17 protein-coding genes are annotated in these 17,540 nt (G+C 56.4%); 16 read left to right on the top strand and 1 reads right to left on the bottom strand.

Translation table 11 applies throughout. The features are described from left to right. The first annotated feature begins 164 nt into the window (after nucleotides 1-164). The 4 genes from TCARDRAFT_RS11515 (at nucleotide 165) to hpf (ending at nucleotide 2,718) form a co-directional block, all read left to right on the top strand. Entirely contained in the window at nucleotides 165-830 is a 666-nt protein-coding gene (locus TCARDRAFT_RS11515; protein ID WP_007290169.1) for an amino acid ABC transporter permease, read from the top strand. Continuing rightward, nucleotides 817-1,536, top strand: coding sequence for an amino acid ABC transporter ATP-binding protein (locus tag TCARDRAFT_RS11510; RefSeq protein ID WP_007290168.1), 720 nt, complete (start codon nucleotides 817-819; stop codon nucleotides 1,534-1,536). Before TCARDRAFT_RS11515 ends, TCARDRAFT_RS11510 begins: the two co-directional genes overlap by 14 nt. A 94-nt stretch (nucleotides 1,537-1,630) precedes the next feature. Then, a complete protein-coding gene (locus tag TCARDRAFT_RS11505) occupies nucleotides 1,631-1,837 on the top strand; it encodes a cold shock domain-containing protein (RefSeq protein WP_007290167.1) in 207 nt (68 codons plus the stop codon). A 356-nt stretch (nucleotides 1,838-2,193) separates the two neighbouring features. Beyond that, nucleotides 2,194-2,718: a ribosome hibernation-promoting factor, HPF/YfiA family gene (gene hpf, locus TCARDRAFT_RS11500; RefSeq protein WP_007290166.1), complete on the top strand. Its 525-nt coding sequence runs from the start codon at nucleotides 2,194-2,196 to the stop codon at nucleotides 2,716-2,718. 44 nt (nucleotides 2,719-2,762) lie between these two features. On the opposite strand, the gene TCARDRAFT_RS11495 is transcribed toward hpf, so the two are convergent. Continuing rightward, nucleotides 2,763-2,957 carry a hypothetical protein gene (locus TCARDRAFT_RS11495; protein WP_007290165.1) on the bottom strand — a complete coding sequence of 65 codons (195 nt, stop codon included), beginning with the start codon at nucleotides 2,955-2,957 and terminating at the stop codon, nucleotides 2,763-2,765. Between the two features lie 345 nt (nucleotides 2,958-3,302). Here TCARDRAFT_RS11495 and secA point away from each other — a divergent pair, with 345 nt between their 5' ends. The 12 genes from secA to TCARDRAFT_RS11435 all read left to right on the top strand — a co-directional run bounded on the left by secA (nucleotide 3,303) and on the right by TCARDRAFT_RS11435 (nucleotide 17,389). After that, nucleotides 3,303-5,810 carry a preprotein translocase subunit SecA gene (gene secA, locus TCARDRAFT_RS11490; protein WP_007290164.1) on the top strand — a complete coding sequence of 836 codons (2,508 nt, stop codon included), beginning with the start codon at nucleotides 3,303-3,305 and terminating at the stop codon, nucleotides 5,808-5,810. A 24-nt stretch (nucleotides 5,811-5,834) separates the two neighbouring features. Then, nucleotides 5,835-6,940 (top strand): peptide chain release factor 2 gene (prfB, locus tag TCARDRAFT_RS11485; RefSeq protein WP_156784692.1). Its coding sequence is split into 2 segments (ribosomal slippage): nucleotides 5,835-5,906 and nucleotides 5,909-6,940, totalling 1,104 coding nucleotides; the frame shifts between segments, so codons are not numbered across the junction. Between the two features lie 26 nt (nucleotides 6,941-6,966). After that, nucleotides 6,967-7,656 carry an LmeA family phospholipid-binding protein gene (locus TCARDRAFT_RS11480; protein ID WP_007290162.1) on the top strand — a complete coding sequence of 230 codons (690 nt, stop codon included), beginning with the start codon at nucleotides 6,967-6,969 and terminating at the stop codon, nucleotides 7,654-7,656. Between the two features lie 40 nt (nucleotides 7,657-7,696). Continuing rightward, the gene (locus tag TCARDRAFT_RS11475) at nucleotides 7,697-9,739 is read left to right on the top strand and encodes a DUF5693 family protein (protein WP_007290161.1); all 2,043 of its coding nucleotides are present in this window, start codon (nucleotides 7,697-7,699) and stop codon (nucleotides 9,737-9,739) included. Beyond that, a complete protein-coding gene (gene csaB / locus TCARDRAFT_RS11470; protein ID WP_007290160.1) occupies nucleotides 9,736-10,839 on the top strand; it encodes a polysaccharide pyruvyl transferase CsaB in 1,104 nt (367 codons plus the stop codon). Before TCARDRAFT_RS11475 ends, csaB begins: the two co-directional genes overlap by 4 nt. 3 nt (nucleotides 10,840-10,842) lie before the next feature. After that, a complete protein-coding gene (locus tag TCARDRAFT_RS11465; RefSeq protein ID WP_007290159.1) occupies nucleotides 10,843-11,688 on the top strand; it encodes a YitT family protein in 846 nt (281 codons plus the stop codon). Between the two features lie 16 nt (nucleotides 11,689-11,704). Then, complete coding sequence (locus TCARDRAFT_RS11460) at nucleotides 11,705-12,538, top strand: transketolase (RefSeq protein ID WP_007290158.1); 834 nt, start codon at nucleotides 11,705-11,707, stop codon at nucleotides 12,536-12,538. Nucleotides 12,539-12,552: 14 nt separating this feature from the next. Beyond that, nucleotides 12,553-13,491, top strand: a complete 939-nt coding sequence (locus tag TCARDRAFT_RS11455) for a transketolase family protein (RefSeq protein ID WP_007290157.1) — start codon at nucleotides 12,553-12,555, stop codon at nucleotides 13,489-13,491. Between the two features lie 318 nt (nucleotides 13,492-13,809). Further along, entirely contained in the window at nucleotides 13,810-14,499 is a 690-nt protein-coding gene (locus tag TCARDRAFT_RS11450; RefSeq protein WP_007290156.1) for a site-2 protease family protein, read from the top strand. Nucleotides 14,500-14,666: 167 nt separating this feature from the next. Beyond that, nucleotides 14,667-15,353, top strand: coding sequence for a cell division ATP-binding protein FtsE (gene ftsE, locus TCARDRAFT_RS11445; RefSeq protein WP_007290155.1), 687 nt, complete (start codon nucleotides 14,667-14,669; stop codon nucleotides 15,351-15,353). Next, nucleotides 15,343-16,230 carry a permease-like cell division protein FtsX gene (gene ftsX / locus TCARDRAFT_RS11440; protein ID WP_007290154.1) on the top strand — a complete coding sequence of 296 codons (888 nt, stop codon included), beginning with the start codon at nucleotides 15,343-15,345 and terminating at the stop codon, nucleotides 16,228-16,230. Before ftsE ends, ftsX begins: the two co-directional genes overlap by 11 nt. Before the next feature lie 37 nt (nucleotides 16,231-16,267). Next, nucleotides 16,268-17,389 (top strand): murein hydrolase activator EnvC family protein, encoded by a 1,122-nt coding sequence (locus tag TCARDRAFT_RS11435; protein ID WP_007290153.1) that lies wholly within the window; start codon nucleotides 16,268-16,270, stop codon nucleotides 17,387-17,389. Nucleotides 17,390-17,540: the final 151 nt, after the last annotated feature.

Genomic DNA, 17,540 nt, shown 5'->3' with positions numbered 1-17,540 from the left:
TAATACCGTAACCGTTTGCGGCCTTAGCGTACTTTGTGGTTTTTTACGTTTTTTTAAGCAGAAAAATTCATTTGACAGCATAAGGGGTGGGGCATATAATCTTTATGTGCAAGAATATACATTCATATGCATAAATAGTCTGGTTGAGATAAAGGTGAGGGAAAATGAATTTTGATTTTGATTTAGTTGTCCGCTCGTTCCCGCTGCTTTTGGCGGGTGCCGGCATTACCGTCCAGATTACGGCCATCAGCGTCGGCATCGGCTTGTTGATCGGCATGTTTGTCGGTATGGCCCGCCTTTCGAACATCTGGCTGTTGCGGGCGGCCGCCACCGTCTATGTGGATTTTTTGCGCGGTACGCCGCTTTTGGTGCAGATCTTTATCATTTATTTTGCCATTCCCATTGTCATCGGCCAGCGGATTGACCCGTTTATCGCCGCCATCACCGCTTGCGGCATCAATAGCGGCGCTTATGTGGCCGAGATTTTCCGGGCGGGCATCCAGTCGATCGACAAAGGGCAAATGGAAGCAGGGCGCTCGCTGGGCATGAGCTGGGCCCAGACCATGCGCTACATAATTTTGCCCCAGGCGTTTAAACGCATCATTCCCCCGCTCGGCAATGAGTTTATTGCTATGCTCAAGGACTCGTCGCTGGTATCGGTCATTGGCTTTGAGGAACTTACCCGCCGCGGCCAGTTAATCATTGCCCGGACGTACGGCTCGTTTGAAATTTGGCTGACCGTCGCTTTCATCTACCTCGTCATGACGCTGACCATTTCTCGCCTGGTAGATTATCTGGAGCGGAGGTACAAGATCGATGATAAGCATTAAAAATGTTCATAAGAAGTTCGGCAACCTCCATGTGCTCAAAGGAGTCAACGCCCATGTGAACGAGCAAGAAGTGGTCGTAATCATCGGCCCCAGCGGCTCAGGCAAGAGCACGTTGCTGCGTTGCATCAACTATCTCGAACAGCCCACCGAAGGCGAAATTATCGTCGACGGCATTCCTCTTAACAGCGAGGTTAATATCAACAAGGTGCGGGAAGAAGTGGGGATGGTGTTCCAGCGTTTCAATCTGTTCCCCCATATGACGGTGCTGGACAACATCACGCTCGCTCCCACCGTCGTGCGGAAAATGCCGAGGGCAGAGGCGGAAAAAATCGCCATGGATCTCTTGGCCAAAGTCGGGCTGTCGGACAAGGCCCACGCCTATCCCGAGCAGCTGTCCGGCGGTCAGCAGCAGCGGGTGGCTATTGCCCGCGCCCTGGCGATGCGGCCCAAGGTCATGTTGTTCGACGAGCCGACGTCTGCCCTCGACCCGGAAATGATTAAAGAGGTGCTGGATGTTATGAAGACGCTGGCCAACGAAGGGATGACTATGGTGGTGGTGACCCATGAGATGGGCTTTGCCCGCGAGGTGGGCGACCGGGTTATTTTCATGGACGAAGGCCGTATTATCGAGGAAGGCACCCCGGAAGAGCTTTTTACCAATGCCAAAGAGGAACGGACCCGCAGCTTCCTTTCCAAGATTCTGTAACCTTTGTGCGTTGACATGTCTTTCCAGGTGTGGTATAGTGGGATAGTGGTCATTGTTAGTGGCCTGTAGCAACATGTTTTTAGGAGGAATTTTCATGATCGGTAAAGTAAAATGGTTCAACGCGGAGAAAGGCTATGGTTTCATCGAGCGGGAAGACGGCGGCGACGTTTTCGTTCACTTCTCGGCCATTCAGGAGCAGGGCTTCAAATCGCTGACTGAAGGGCAAACGGTGGAGTTCGACATCGTGGAAGGCACGCGTGGACCGCAGGCTGCTAACGTAGTAAAACTAGTAAAAAGTTAACCAACCCGGCGTAACTGCCGGGTTTTTATGTTTAGGGTAAACTATTTTAACCATAGAGATGATCATGCCGATAAATCGGCACCACAAAGCATGAAAATAGTTATTCAACCGCGGAGAGCGCGATTTCATTGCGCTAAAGTAAAAATACCCTCCGCGTCCTCTGTGGTTCTATAATATAATTCATGCGCGACTACTGTCGCGCGCGTAGCCCTTTGCGTTCTTTGCGTCTTTGGCGGTTTTATTAAAAAGCGCAAAATTCGACAACTATTTACAATTTTAAATGAATTTTTTGACAGGAATTTTTAATTTCATGGGGAATAATACTAAATAGAACTCTCGAAAGGGGATGGGGTAATATGGCAATTATCGTTCGAGGCAAGAATATCGACGTTACACCGGCGCTCAAAGACTATGTGGCGAAGCGGGTTGGCAAAATCACGAAGTATTTTGATGCTCTCGGCGAAATTACTGTAATCCTCACCGTGGAAAAAGGCCGCCATATCGTGGAGGTGACGGTGCCGGTCAACGGCATGCTGTTGCGGGGCGAGGAAGCCACCACCGATATGTACGCCTCAATCGACCTGGTAATCGAAAAGCTGGAAAAACAGATAGAAAAATATAAGACCAAAATTGCTCGTAAACTGCGGGCCGGAACCTTCAAGACCGACCTTGTCGCCGGTAATGGCGGGGAAAGCGAAGATTTCCGGGTGGTCAAAACCAAGCGGTTCCCGGTCAAGCCGATGGATGTGGAAGAGGCCATCATGCAGATGAACCTCATCAACCACGACTTCTATGTGTTTATGAACGCCGAAACGGAACAGGTCAATGTCATCTATCGTCGCAAAGATGGCAACTATGGCTTGATTGAGCCTGAGTTTTAACACGCAAAAATCCCGGTGAGCTCTTGCTCACCGGGATTTTTGCCTTAGCGCAGGCGCCGCTTAAGGATAATTTCGGCCAGCGAGGCTTGTTCCAGCTCGGCGGCCTTGGCCGCGAATTCCTGGCGGGTGAACAGGCCTTTTTCCACCAAGAGCTCGATGAGAACCGAGATGGCCAGGGTATTGCGGTAATCGACGGTTTTCATGTCGGCAATCTGCCCGACGATGTCGATGGTGTTCATGCTGGTTCCTCCGGAAAAAGTACATTCACCTATATTCTTTCCCGCCAATAAAAAATTTAAACATTATTTTAACCGCGGAGATAATCATGCCAATAAATGGCGCCACAAATAATAAAAAATTATTTTTAACCACGGAGAACACAGAGGCGCGATATTCATCGCGCTAACAAATAACAAAAATTTTTTCTCCGCGCTCTCTGTGGTTCTTTACATGTTCAATATAAACTCCCCGGTTGGTAAATACTACACGGGAAAAGGGTTTTTCGGCTCTGCGCCGAATTTTTGACTTATTTGCCTCCTTCTGGTAAAATTTTATAATAGGCATTAATTCTAGGGAGTGATAGCGTGCTAGGGTTTCTCAAGAAACTGTTTGGCGACGACAATGAACGCGAACTCAAGCGTATGATGAAATATGTGGATAAAATCAACGCGCTGGAACAGGACTTTATCAATATGAGCGACGCCTCCCTGACTGCCAAAACCGGGGAATTTAAGCGGCGGCTGGAAAAGGGCGCGACGCTGGAGGACCTGCTGCCCGAGGCGTTTGCCGTGGTGCGGGAAGCGTCGCGCCGGGTGCTCGGCATGCGGCACTTTGACGTGCAGCTCCTCGGCGGCATTGCCCTGCACGAGGGGAAAATCGCCGAAATGCGCACCGGTGAAGGCAAGACGTTGGTGGCGACGCTGCCGGTGTATTTAAATGCTCTTACCGGCAAGGGCGTCCATGTTGTTACTGTCAACGATTATCTGGCCCGGCGGGACAGCGAGTGGATGGGCAAAGTGTATCGTTTCCTGGGCCTGTCCGTGGGGCTTATTGTCCACGGGCTGGACTACGCCGACCGCAAGCTGGCCTATAGCGCCGATGTGACCTATGGCACCAACAACGAGTTTGGCTTCGATTACCTGCGGGACAACATGGTCATTTATCCCGAGCAGATGGTGCAGCGGGAGCTTAACTACGCCATCGTCGACGAGGTGGACAGCATCCTCATTGACGAGGCGCGGACGCCGCTGATTATTTCCGGGCCGGGGGAAAAGTCCACCGACTTGTATTATGTCTTGGCCCGGATCGTGCCCAAGCTCAAAGAAGGCGAAGACTATACGGTGGATGAAAAGGCCCGTACCGTGGCCCCGACTGAGAGTGGCATTGCCAAAGTGGAAAAAGCGCTGGGCGTGAAAAACCTCTATGAGAGCGACAATATGCAGCTCTCCCATCATTTCAACCAGGCTCTGCGGGCTCATGCTCTGATGAAGCGCGACCGCGACTATGTGGTGAAAGACGGCCAGGTCATCATTGTCGACGAGTTCACCGGCCGGCTGATGTTTGGCCGCCGCTACTCCGACGGTCTCCATCAGGCCATTGAGGCCAAGGAAGGCGTGAAGATCGAGCGGGAAAGCCAGACGCTGGCGTCCATCACCTTCCAGAATTATTTCCGGATGTATCGCAAGCTGGCCGGCATGACCGGCACGGCGAAGACGGAGGAGGAAGAGTTCCGCAAGATCTACGGCCTGGACGTTGTCGTCATCCCGACGAATAAGCCGGTTATCCGTGAGGACCTCCCGGACGTCATCTATAAGACCAAGCGGGCCAAGTACAAGGCCGTAGTCCGGGAGATTATCGAGCGGCACCGCAAGGGCCAGCCTGTCCTGGTCGGCACCACCTCGATCGCCCAGTCAGAAGAACTGAGCGCCATGCTGAAACGGGAAGGTATCCCGCATAACGTTCTCAATGCCAAATACCATGAGCTGGAAGCCCAGATCGTGGCCCAAGCCGGTCAGCGCGGCGCTGTCACCATCGCCACCAACATGGCCGGCCGCGGTACCGACATAGTGTTGGGCGAAGGCGTGGCCGAGCTCGGCGGCCTGCATATCATCGGTACTGAGCGGCATGAGAGCCGCCGCATCGACAACCAGCTGCGCGGCCGGGCCGGCCGGCAGGGCGACCCTGGTTCATCGCGGTTCTATCTGTCGCTGGAGGACGATCTTATGCGTCTGTTCGGGTCGGACAACATCGCCACGATCATGGATAAACTGGGCATGGAGGAAGATGAGCCCATTGAACATCCTCTCATCACCCGCTCGATCGAGCAGGCCCAGAAGAAGGTGGAGGCCCGCAACTTCGAAATCCGCAAGTATGTCCTCGAGTACGACGATGTTATGAACCAGCAGCGGGAAGTCATCTACAGCCAGCGGCGCAAGATTTTGATGGGCGAGAACTTGCGGGAGCATATCTTCCCCATGATCGAAAAAATCATCGACCGCGGCATGGAGCTGTACGCCAACGAAAAAGTCTACCCCGAAGAATGGGATTACGATGCTCTCATCGAATACTGTGAAGGGTATTTTGCGCCGGCCGGTCGGCTGACCAAAGAAGAGCTGGCCAGGCTGAGCCGCGACGAGCTGCGGGAAGAGCTCGTTAAGGTGGCGACCGAGGCCTATGATGCGCGCGAACGGCTCTTTGGCGCCGAAACGATGCGAGAGCTGGAAAAGGTGGTTATGCTCAAGGTGGTCGACGCCAAGTGGATGGACCACCTTGATGCCATGGATATGCTGCGCGAGGGCATTGGTCTGCGCGCCTACGGCCAGAAGAACCCGCTCATCGAATACAAGATTGAGGCCTACGACATGTTCCAGCAGATGATTGACAACATCCAGCAGGACATCGTCAAGTTTATTTACCACGTCAATATTGTCAGCCAGCCTGAAGACCACCTCCAGCACGCCCACACCAGCCACGGCGAGGACGAGCAGGCGGCCAGCCATACCCCGGTGGTCAACAAAAACCATATCGGCCGCAATGACCCTTGCCCCTGCGGGTCAGGCAAGAAATATAAGAAGTGCTGCGGGGGCAGGTAAATAAAGAGTGAGAGGAGTATTGTTTTGTTACTGGAAGAACTGGAGAAAGAAATCGAATTCTTAGGGCAAAAATTGGACGAAGTGAGGGTTTCTCTTTTGACGTCGCTGGCAAAGAGGAGAGAATTGCCCTTTTGGAACATAAAATGAGCGCTCCCGACTTCTGGGATGATCCGGCGGAGGCGCAAAAAATCGCGCAGGAAGTGACAGCCCTCAAGGACAGCATCAGCCAATACCAACAGCTGCGCAGCCGCCACAGCGATGTGGCCGCCTTGTGGCAGCTTGGCATGGATGAAGGGGACGACAGCGTTTATGACGAGGTGGCCGCCGAACTGCGCGCGCTGGCGAAAGACCTGGAGCAGCTGGAGCTTACCGTTCTCCTGACCGGCGAGTATGATGCTAATAATGCCATCCTTACCCTCCATGCTGGGGCCGGGGGCACGGAAGCCCAGGACTGGGCCCAGATGCTGCTCAGGATGTATATGCGCTGGGCGGAAAAGCGCGGCTACAAGGTGGAACTCTTGGATGCGCTGGCCGGTGAGGAGGCGGGCATCAAAAGCGCCACCATCACCGTCGCCGGCCGCAACGCTTACGGTTATCTCAAGGCGGAAAAAGGTGTTCACCGCTTGGTCCGCATTTCGCCGTTCGACGCTTCCGGCCGCCGCCATACGTCCTTCGCGGCGGTCGATGTCATGCCGGAAATCGATGACAATACGGAAATCGTAATTAATCCCGCCGATCTTAAGATCGATACCTTCCGTTCCGGCGGCGCCGGCGGCCAGCATGTCAACAAGACCGAATCGGCGGTGCGGATCACCCACTTGCCCACTGGCATTGTCGTCCAGTGCCAGAGTGAGCGGTCGCAGATCCAAAACCGCGAACAGGCCATGCGGCTCTTACGGGCCAAGCTGTTTGAGCTGGAACGGCAAAAGCGGGAACAGAAAAAGTCCGAGCTGGCCGGCGACTATCAGGCCATCGAATGGGGCAGCCAAATCCGTTCCTATGTTTTCCACCCCTATAACCTGGTCAAAGACCACCGGACTAATGCCGAAACGGGTAATGTGCAGGCCGTGATGGACGGCGAAATCGACCTCTTTATCGAAGCCTACCTGCGCGGCGGCAAGAAGGAGTAGTTTATAGCCTGGGGAGGCGTAGACCTATGAAACGCCTGTTATCCATTTTGTTTCTGCTGCTGGTGGTGGTCTTTGCCGCCGCCGAGACGGTTCTGCCCCGTTTGGTCGGCGATGCGGTAGCCCAGGGAATGCGCGCGGCTACTGGCAGCAATCAGGTGACGGCCGCGGTGCAGAAACGGCCGGCCCTCTTGATGCTGGGCGGCGCGTTTGACAAAATCACGGTCACCGCCTTGGATGCCAAAATTGACAAATTAACCTTTCGGGAACTGCGGGCCATGCTGACTGACGTGCAGCTGGACCGGGACAAACTGTGGGCTCGCCAGGCCGCCATTGAGCGCGTGCGTGATGTGGAGCTGACAGGTACGATAACCCAGGATGAGTTGGCCCGCTATTTAAATCAGACGGTCAAAGGCGTGCGTAATGCGGCCGTAGTAATCACGCCGGGGAAAATGCAGGTCACTACCACTTACTCGCTGGGCGGTTTGGCCAGTATGGTTATTGCGCTGGAGGGGAAGGTGGCGTCTGACGGCCAGCGTATTAAGTTTGTCACCGAGCGGTTTTTCCTCAACAATATGCCGGTTGGCGGGACCAGCGGGTCGGTGCTGGCCGAAATCCCGCTCCTTGATTTGAAAAAATTGCCCTTTGGCGTAATCGTGCGCGACATTGTGATGGAAAACGGACAAGTGACCATCAGCGCCGACAACCGGCCGCGGTAGCGCCTGCGACAATGCCATTATGTAAGGTGGAGAGAGAGTTTTGGCAACATATCGCTACAATCCAGTCTTGCTGGTTCTGATTGTCATTGGCCTGGCTGCGGCGCTCATCGTGAACTGGCAGCGCCACGGCGTAGAACAGGCCAACAGTCGCGTCGAGATGGTCATGGATTATGAAGATATCGTGGAGCTTTCCCAGACGGAAGGGGTGCCGCTGGACGTTCTCATGCGGCAGTTTAAGGAGGCCGGCGTTACTACGCTGGCCGTCTATGAAACGACGCTGGAGAAACTTGCCAAGAGCGGCCGCCTGACCGCTTTATCCGGTGCGCAGCTGGCCGACGCGCAGCGGGCCGGTTATGCTGTCGACTCCGTGCTTGGCGGCAGCAATATTAATACAGAGGCGCTGTATGTGCTTGGCGACGGGCCGGTTTTTGAAGAGACGTGGTCTGATTTGATCCGCCGGCTGGGGCCGGAGCGGGTGATTCTGAAGGACGCTACACCCCGGCGCAAGGTGCTGGAAGTGCTGGCCAACCCGGAGAAGGTTATGAAATGGAACCTCGGCCTGCCGACCCATGAGCTCAAGGCGGCCAGCGGCTACGGCTTCAACGTCATCGCTCGGCCCACCAACTATACCAAGGTGCGGCCGGAGGACGTAGAGGCCGTCTTTGCCCGCCTGCAGGGCATTCCCAATGTGACCGGTATTATGTTTGTCGGGGAAGAAGTGCTGGGCTATCCTGACCTGCTAGCGCTCACGGCCCAGCGCATGAAGGAGCAGGGTCTTACGCTGGCCATGATTGAACACCCCCTGCAGCTGGGGTTTGTCCGCCAGGAGGGGCTGCTGCCGCTGGCCACGCTCCTTAATTACCAGGCGGCGCGCGTCTACGTTATCCCTAAGGACGAGCAGCCCAAGCTCAAGGTGCTTGAGGCGGCGCACCGCTGGGTGGTTACCGACCAGGAACGCAATATCCGCATCAACCTGCTGCGTAAATATGATAAAGCCGAGCCTGGCCAGACGGTCATCGAAACCAACTTGGCCTATGTCGCCGCCGTGAAACAGGGCCTGGTGGCCAAGGGCTTTACCATCGGGCCGGCCGGCACGTTTGCGCCTTATTTTCCCGCTGCCTGGCTGCTGGCCCTTGTTGTGATCGGCGCCACAGCGGCCGGGGTATTGTTTTTGACCCTTGTTTATCCTTTTGCCCCCCGCTATCAATACATATTGTTGGCGTTTATTGCTGCCGTGCTGGTCGTTCCCCTGCTCAAGGGCGGCGGTACGCTCACGCGCCAGGCGGCGGCTTTGGCCAGCGCCATCCTTATGCCCGTGCTGGCCATGACCTGGCAGCTTGACCGGTGGCGCCGCCGGCCGCCCACGCTTCCCGCGTCGCTCGGACGCATTATCGGCGACGGCGCGGCCAGCCTGACGCTGACGGTGCTCTTGGCTCTGACCGGCGGGTTTTATGTCGGCGCCCTGCTGGGCGATGTGCGCTTTTTGCTGGAAATGGAGATTTACCGCGGCGTCAAGCTCACCTTTGTGGCTCCTCTTGTCCTTATCACTGTTGTTTACCTTACCCGCTACGACCTGTTTGGCGGCAGCGAGGTGCGGGGATTGCGCGATCTGTGGCGGCAAGTGACGCTGCTACTGAATTGCCCGGTGAAGATTAAAACCTTGTTGGTCTTCGGCATAGCGGCCGTAGTATTGTGGGTGTTTGTCGGCCGGTCAGGCCATACGGCCGGTGTGCCGGTGCCGGCCATTGAAATCAAGCTGCGCACCTTCCTGGAACAAGTCATGTATGCGCGGCCACGGGAGAAAGAATTTATGATTGGCCACCCCGCCTTTTTCCTGGCCGTCATGGCTCTTTACCACAACTGGCCACGGGTGCTGCACTATGTCCTGGTCGTGGCGGCGACCATCGCCCAGGGTTCGCTGGTCGAGACGTTCGCCCATCTGCGCACGCCGGTGTTCATGTCGCTAGTGCGCGGCCTTGACGGCCTGGCCGTCGGCATTGTGTTCGGCGTCCTGGCCGTGGCAGGCATTTATCTTCTTCGCTGCCTGCTTAGCGCGCTGGCAAGGAGACCGGTTGCCAAATGAGTGAAATAGTTATTTCCGGCTACTACGGCTTCGCCAACGCCGGCGACGAGGCCATGCTGGCAGCCATGATCGAGGCTTTGACCGACCTGGAGCCAACGGTCAAGATTACGGTTATTTCCGGCAATCCTGTCGATACCCGGCGGCGCCACGGCGTGAACGCCGTTTACCGCCTTAATTATCCTGAAATCATCCGCGCCCTACAGCGGAGCGACCTATTGATAAGCGGCGGCGGGAGTCTGCTCCAGGATGTGACCAGCGACCGCAGTTTATACTATTATCTCAGTATCATGATGTTGGCCAAGAAACTAGGCAAGCCGGTCATGCTGTACGCCCAGGGCATCGGGCCGGTGCGGGGCGCGCTCGCCCGGGGTGCCATGCGCTATATTGGCAATATGGTGGACCTTATCACCGTCAGGGATCAGGGTTCCCGGGAAGAGTTGCAGCGCCTGGCGGTGACCAGGCCGCCAATTTTTGTGACAGCCGATCCGGTGCTGGCCATGCACCAGGTGGACAAAGAGATCGGCCGGGTTATCTTGCGTCGCCACGGCCTGGAGGGGGCGGCGCCGCTTATCGGTTTTTCCGTGCGGGAGTGGAAGGACTGGTGCTACTATAAGCAGGTGATTGCCCAGGCTGCTGACTATATGGCCGATGAGTTTGGGGCCCGGTTGGTGTTTATCCCCATGCAGTGGCCAGACGATGTGGCTGCGGCCGGGAAAATCGTCGCCCGCATGCGCCGTCCGGCGACACTGCTGGACGAGGAGTATACGACCGGGGAACTGTTATCATTGGTGGGCAATTTGGATATACTTATAGGCATCAGGCTGCATGCGCTCATTTTTGCCGCCGTAATGGAAGTGCCCATGGTCGGCGTCTCTTATGATCCAAAGATTGACCGCTTTCTGGAAACATTGGGCGAACGCCATGCCGGCACGCTGCAAAATGTCACGGTCGAGAGCCTGCTGGCGAAAGTGCGGGCCTTGTGGCCGGACGCCGGCCGGTCCGGCGAGATGCGGCGCGACCGCATCAATGCCTTGCGCCGCAAGGCATTCTGGAACGCGGAATTGGCCCTGGAACTCATTGCGCGCAAACGGGGTGAATAGCCGATGCGGCTAAAGTGGCTCAGGAACTATCTGGGGATTACGCTCGGGGCAGTGCTAACCGCCTTGGCGCTTAATATGTTTTTAATCCCTAACAAAGTGGCCGCCGGCGGTGTCAGCGGCCTGGCCACCGTCCTCCACTACCTCTTCGGCCTGCCGGTGGGCATGACCATGTTGGCGCTGAACATTCCGTTGTTTGTGGCCAGTGTCAAGGTTCTGGGGGCCCATTTCGGCATCAACACGCTGTTTGGCGCGGCGGCCTTGTCGGTCGCCATCGATGTCCTCGCTCCTTATACGCCGGTGCTGACCCACGACCTCTTGCTCAGCGCACTGTACGGCGGCGTGTTGTCCGGCATCGGCATGGGCATTGTCTTTCGGTTTAAGGGTACGACGGCCGGCACCGATCTGGCGGCGGCCATCGTCAATAAACTGCTGGGCGTCAGCATCGGTCAGTCGCTCTTAGCGATTGATTTCTTCGTCATTGCTTCGGCCGGCGTCGCCTTTGCCAGCGCCGAACTATCGTTATATGCGCTGATTTCCCTCTATGTTACCAGTAAGATTATTGACCTTATTCAGGAAGGCCCAAGCTCGGCAAAAGCGTTTATTATTATCACCGCCAGACCCGCAGTGGTGGCCAAGACCATCATGGAGGATGTCGGGCGGGGCGTTACTTTTGTGCAGGGCCGAGGAGCCTACAGTGGCACCTGCCGGGAAGTGCTGCTGTGCGTTGTCCATACCAGTGAAGTAACCCGGATTAAGGAACTTGTTTATGGTATTGATCCGCGCGCCTTTGTCATTCTCGTGGACGCCCATGAGGTGCTGGGCGAAGGTTTCACGCGCGGCAAATTTTGATTGAGGAGGGTTCTCCATGGCAGCTACTTTGACGGCCGAGCAGGCGGCGGAATTGGCCCGCCGGGCGAAAGCCATTCGGCGCCATATTCTTACCATGGTTACGGCGGCGAAATCGGGCCATCCGGGCGGTTCGCTGTCGGCCGCCGATATTCTGGCAACGTTGTATTTCGCAGAGATGAAGGTGGATCCGCACCGGCCGGACGACCCGGAGCGCGACCGCTTTGTCCTCAGCAAGGGCCATGCGGCGCCGGTGCTGTATGCAACACTGGCCGAGCGGGGCTTTTTCTCCCAACAGGAGCTGTGCACCCTGCGCCAGATCGACAGTCGCCTGCAAGGCCATCCGGACATGAAAATGACGCCCGGGGTGGACATGACGACCGGATCACTTGGCCAGGGCATTAGTGCTGCCTGCGGCATGGCGTTGGCCGGCCGCCTGGATGGCCGCCCGTACCGCGTCTATGTCCTGTTGGGCGACGGTGAACTGGAAGAAGGCCAGGTGTGGGAGGCGGCGATGTTTGCCGCCCATCACAAGTTGGATAATCTTACTGCTTTTGTTGATTATAACGGCTTGCAGATTGACGGGCCGGTGCGGGAAGTTATGTCGCCCCTGCCCATTCCCGACAAGTGGCGCGCCTTTGGCTGGAATGTACTGGAGATTGACGGCCACGACTACCATGCCATTTATGACGCCATCCAGACGGCGAAAACGGTCAAGGGTCGGCCGACGGTGATCGTGGCCCATACCGTCAAGGGCAAGGGCGTGGGCAGTATGGAGAATGTGGTTGACTGGCACGGCAAGGCGCCGTCGCGCCAAGAATGCGACGCTTTTCTTGCTGAGCTGGAAAAATAGGAGAGGTGTGTGCCATGGCAAAAGCAACGCGCGATGCATACGGCGAGGCGCTCAGGGAACTGGGCGGTCGCTATCAGGATATTGTCGTTCTCGACGCCGATTTGTCCAAGTCCACCAAGACCAACCTATTCGCCAAGGCCTATCCGGAGCGGTTTTTCAACTGTGGCATCGCGGAACAGAACATGATGGGCGTGGCGGCGGGCCTGGCGGCGGCCGGGAAAATCCCTTTTGTCTCCACCTTTGCCGTGTTTGCCACCGGGCGGGCCTTTGAGCAGGTGCGTACGTCCATCTGCTATCCGCGGCTGAATGTCAAGATTGCCGCCACCCATGCTGGGATCACGGTGGGCGAGGACGGCGCCACCCATCAGGCCAATGAGGACATCGCCCTCATGCGGGCCCTGCCGAATATGACGGTTATTGTGCCGGCCGACGCTACCGAAACCCACCAGGCGGTGCTGTTTGCCGCGAGTTACAAGGGGCCGGTATACCTGCGCTTGGGCCGGGCGCCGGTTCCGGACGTGTTCGGCGAAGGCTACGAGTTCCGTCACGGCAAGGCGAGTTTACTAGCCGAAGGCGCCGACTGTACGATCATTGCCAACGGCGTCATGGTCGGCCCGGCGCGGCGGGCGGCGGACGAACTCACCCAGGTAGGTTTAAGCGCTCGGGTGCTCAATATGGCGACGGTGAAGCCCATCGACCGCGAGGCTATCATCCAGGCGGCCGAAGAGACCGGGGCCATTGTGACGTGCGAGGAACATAGCATCATCGGCGGTTTGGGCAGCGCCGTGGCCGAAGTGGTGGTTGAGACTTGTCCTGTGCCCATGGAACGGGTAGGGCTGCTCGACGTTTTCGGCGAATCCGGTACGCCGGATGCGCTGCTGGCCAAGTACAACCTGACGGTGGCCGACATTGTGCAGGCGGCCAAGCGGGTTGTCAGCCGCAAACGCAAATAGACAGGGAAAGTGGAAATTGGCGACTCCTGCATGCATACACATGTAGTGAGTCGTTTTTTGTTTTGAGGAAAGCCAGAATATTAGGAACCACGGAGGACACGGAGGCTGATATTTTTTTACCTAACGCGATGAAAGCGCGTCTCTGTGTCCTCTGCGGTTAAAAATAGTTTTTCATTATTTGTGGTGCCGATTAATCGGCATGAATATCTTAGCGGCCTTTGCGGTTCTGTTAAAAAGGCTTCAGTTGGGAAGGAGGGGGTTGACATAAAATTATGGCCCGTCATTATGCTAGGTAGCAAAGTTATCCGAAGGTTCTGTGTGTGTGCGGCCGGCCTGGTGGCCATGACGAGTCTGGGGCCGGCCGCGGCCATGGCCGTTTCCATATTGATGTCGCTGGCCGTGTACGCCTATGTTTTCGGCCTGAAATTTGCGGTGGGGTTTATTATTTTGCTGCTTGTCCATGAGTTAGGCCATATCATTGCCTCGCGGGTGGTGGGGCTGCGAACCGGCGGCCCCATGTTCGTGCCGTTCGTCGGCGCGGTGATAAGTCTGCACAAACCGCCGCAGAGCGCCAAGATGGAAGCCAATATCGCCATCGGCGGGCCGGCGCTGGGGACGCTGAGCGCTCTCGTGTGCTTGATCCTTTATCTGTGGACCGACAGCACCCTGATGCTGGCCTTGGCCTACACGGCCAGCCTGCTCAACCTGTTTAACCTCATCCCCTGTGCACCGCTGGACGGTGGGCGCATCGCCGCCGCCATCTCGCCGCACTTATGGTGGGCGGGAAGCGCTACCCTCGGGGCGCTGGCGATCGTAACCAGCAATTTTTTTATCTTTGTCGTTTTTTTGTTTTCGCTTGCCCGGCTGTGGCTGGGCGCCGAAGATGACACCGGGCCGGAGTATTATGCCATGACCGTGCGGCAGCGGCTGACGGTGGCGTGGTGGTATTTTGGCCTGCTTACCGTCCTGGGGCTTATGACCTGGCAGCTGGTTGCCGCGCTGCGCTAAATGCGCTGCCAATGTTTACAAAAGGCAAAATAAGAAGGTTTTTTTGAGAAAACGTCGAACTGCAATCTACTGTGGCAAGTTTTAGGGTTTTATCGCGGAAAGTGGAAAGTGGTATGAGGTATGAGGTATGAGGTTGTCTTTAACTGATAAGAGGGGAGTGGTTACATATGATCCAAATGACCGACGTTTCCAAGATCTACAGCAACGGTTCTGTCGCCCTCTCCAACATTTCCGTGCATATTGACAAAGGTGAGTTCGTGTTTATCGTCGGGCCGAGCGGCGCCGGCAAATCTACATTAATAAAACTGCTCTTCCGCGAAGAACTGCCGACCAGCGGCCACCTGGTGGTCAACGGCTGGAACGTGGGCCAAATGCGGCCGTCCGAGGTGCCGTACCTGCGGCGTAGCCTGGGTATCGTTTTTCAGGATTTTCGCCTGCTGCCTAATAAGACGGTCTATGAAAACGTAGCGTTTGCTATGGAGGTCATCGAGGCGCCGCGCCGGGAAATTCAAAAACGAGTACATACCGTGCTCGACCTCGTCGGCCTGCGGAGCAAAGCCAGGGCCTATCCCGCCCACTTGAGCGGCGGCGAGCAGCAGCGCGTAGCCATCGCCCGCGCTATTGTCAATAAACCGTTGGTGGTCATTGCCGACGAGCCGACCGGCAACCTCGACCCGGACACGTCGTGGGAAATCATGAAGATTTTTGACCGCATCAATAAAGACGGTACGACCATCGTCATGGTCACCCATGACCAGCCTATGGTGGACGCTATGCGCAAACGGGTTATCGCCATCGAAAAAGGCCGTATCGTCCGGGACCAGGCAAGGGGGGTTTACGGCTATGAAGATTAGGACGTTCGAGTATTTTATCCGCGAAGCCATCTCCTCCCTCCGCCATAACAGCCTCATGAGCATCGCCTCGGTCAGCACGGTGGCGTTGTCGCTATTAATCCTCGGGCTGTTCCTGGTGATGGTGCTTAACCTTAACCATATGGCATCGGCCTTGGAGTCGCAGGTGCAGATTTCGGTATACCTGCAAGACAATCTTACCGCCCAGCAAATGCGGGCGATCGGCGAGCAGATTACCAAGCTGCCGGGCGTGACCCAGGTTACCTTTGTCAGCAAGGACGAAGCCCTGGCCCGCTTTAAGCAGCGGCTGGGCGAGCAGCAAGGGCTGCTGAGCGCCCTGGGCGATACCAACCCGCTGCCCAATTCGTATGAAATCAAGGTGGACAAACCCGAAAACGTCAAGCCAGTGGCCCAAGCGGTCGAAAAGATAAAAGGCGTGGAAAACGCCCGCTTTGGCCAGGAGGTGGTGGACCGCCTCTTTCACCTGACCCGCATGGTGCGGATTTTTGGGGTGGTAATTATTATTTTCCTGGCGTTGGCGGCGCTGTTTATCATTGCCAACACCATTCGCATCACCGTCTTTGCCCGGCGCAAGGAAATCGGGATTATGAAATATGTGGGCGCCACTGATTGGTTTATCCGCTGGCCCTTTCTTATCGAAGGCATGATTTTGGGCTTCAGCGGGGCGCTCATCGCCGTGGTGTTGCTCAATGAGACCTATGCCGTGCTTACCCAGCAGGTGTATGAGTCGCTAGCCTTTCTACCCCTGATTCCCAAACAGCCGTTTCTGACCAATCTCAGTATTGTCCTGCTGGTGTTAGGGACGACGATCGGGGCGCTGGGCAGCACCATCTCGCTCAAGCGGTTCATGAAGGTCTAAGCGAACGCGACGTTGTATGGTTTCGGGAGGGAGAACAATGGACAAAATCAGACGCGGCCTGGCCGTTGTCGTGGCGGTCGTTATGTTGCTGGCTGCGGTCGGGCCGGCGCTGGCCAATGAAATGGAGCTCGAGCTGCAGGACGTGCAGCGGCAGATGCAGGTGCAGCAGAACAAAGCCGCCCGGGCCCAACGCCAGGTGGACAGCATATCCGAGCAGCTCCGGCTTATTCAGGGTGAACTGGATACGGTTCAGGGCGAGTATAACGCCATTCAGGCCCAACTGGCCGCGACCGAGCAGCAGATTGAACTCAACCAGGCCATTTTGGCCAAGGCGGAAAAGAATTTGGCCGAGCGCAGCCAGATCCTTAACAAACGGATCCGCGACATTTATAAAAACGGCCAGATAAGTTACCTGGACGTACTCTTGGGTGCCAATGATTTTGCGGACTTTGCCACCCGTATGGACCTCCTTAAACGGGTAATCAGCCAGGACGTGGCCCTCATTGCCCAAGTCAAGGCCGAGCGGGAACTGGTACTGCAGAAAAAAGCCGAGCTGGAACGCGATAGGGCGGCGATTTTGGAACTGAAAAAAGCGGCGGCCGCCAAAAAGCAGGCGATTGAAGCCCGTAAGGCCGAACGGGAGGCGGTGCTAAGCGCCGCGGTCAATGAACGCGATACGGCGGAACGGGCTTATCAGGAACTTTTGGCAACGTCGAAACGCATTGAAGAAATGCTGCGCAGCAAGCAGACCGGCGGCCGCGCCGCCGAGAGCACGGGCGCGATGCTCTGGCCGGCGTCCGGGCCGATCACTTCGCCGTTTGGTTGGCGTACCCACCCGATTTTCGGCACCGCGCGGTTCCACAGTGGCATCGACATCGGCGCCGATTACGGCGATCCGGTAGCGGCGGCCGACGGCGGCGTTGTCGTCTATGCTGACTGGATGGGCGGGTATGGCAAAACGGTCATCATCGATCATGGCGGCGGTATTTCTACTCTGTATGCGCACAATTCGGAACTATTAGTCAGCGAGGGCCAGCGGGTGCGCAAGGGACAACCAATCGCTCGCGTCGGTTCGACCGGTTACTCGACCGGACCGCACCTGCATTTTGAAGTGCGCCAAAACGGTTCGCCGGTCAATCCGCTGGGCTATTTGCCGTAAAAGCATTGAAGTCTAACCACGGAGATAATCATGCCAATAAATCGGCACCACAAAGCATGAAAACAGTTATTCAACCGCGGAGAACGCAGAGAGTGCGATATTCATCGCGCTAAAGTAAAAAATATCCTCCGCGTCCTCTGTGGTTCCATTT

Origin of the sequence: Thermosinus carboxydivorans Nor1, assembly GCF_000169155.1 — a bacterium.
Taxonomy (GTDB): domain Bacteria; phylum Bacillota; class Negativicutes; order Sporomusales; family Thermosinaceae; genus Thermosinus; species Thermosinus carboxydivorans.
This window is presented reverse-complemented; position numbering and strand designations above follow the sequence as displayed.

Excerpts from the sequence above, each read along its gene's own strand:
- TCARDRAFT_RS11515 (WP_007290169.1), top strand. The coding sequence starts at position 165 with ATGAATTTTGATTTTGATTTAGTTGTCCGCTCGTTCCCGCTGCTTTTG.
- TCARDRAFT_RS11510 (WP_007290168.1), top strand. The coding sequence starts at position 817 with ATGATAAGCATTAAAAATGTTCATAAGAAGTTCGGCAACCTCCATGTG.
- TCARDRAFT_RS11505 (WP_007290167.1), top strand. The coding sequence starts at position 1,631 with ATGATCGGTAAAGTAAAATGGTTCAACGCGGAGAAAGGCTATGGTTTC.
- hpf (WP_007290166.1), top strand. The coding sequence starts at position 2,194 with ATGGCAATTATCGTTCGAGGCAAGAATATCGACGTTACACCGGCGCTC.
- TCARDRAFT_RS11495 (WP_007290165.1), bottom strand. The coding sequence starts at position 2,957 with ATGAACACCATCGACATCGTCGGGCAGATTGCCGACATGAAAACCGTC.
- TCARDRAFT_RS11480 (WP_007290162.1), top strand. The coding sequence starts at position 6,967 with ATGAAACGCCTGTTATCCATTTTGTTTCTGCTGCTGGTGGTGGTCTTT.
- csaB (WP_007290160.1), top strand. The coding sequence starts at position 9,736 with ATGAGTGAAATAGTTATTTCCGGCTACTACGGCTTCGCCAACGCCGGC.
- TCARDRAFT_RS11465 (WP_007290159.1), top strand. The coding sequence starts at position 10,843 with ATGCGGCTAAAGTGGCTCAGGAACTATCTGGGGATTACGCTCGGGGCA.
- TCARDRAFT_RS11460 (WP_007290158.1), top strand. The coding sequence starts at position 11,705 with ATGGCAGCTACTTTGACGGCCGAGCAGGCGGCGGAATTGGCCCGCCGG.
- TCARDRAFT_RS11455 (WP_007290157.1), top strand. The coding sequence starts at position 12,553 with ATGGCAAAAGCAACGCGCGATGCATACGGCGAGGCGCTCAGGGAACTG.
- ftsE (WP_007290155.1), top strand. The coding sequence starts at position 14,667 with ATGATCCAAATGACCGACGTTTCCAAGATCTACAGCAACGGTTCTGTC.
- ftsX (WP_007290154.1), top strand. The coding sequence starts at position 15,343 with ATGAAGATTAGGACGTTCGAGTATTTTATCCGCGAAGCCATCTCCTCC.
- TCARDRAFT_RS11435 (WP_007290153.1), top strand. The coding sequence starts at position 16,268 with ATGGACAAAATCAGACGCGGCCTGGCCGTTGTCGTGGCGGTCGTTATG.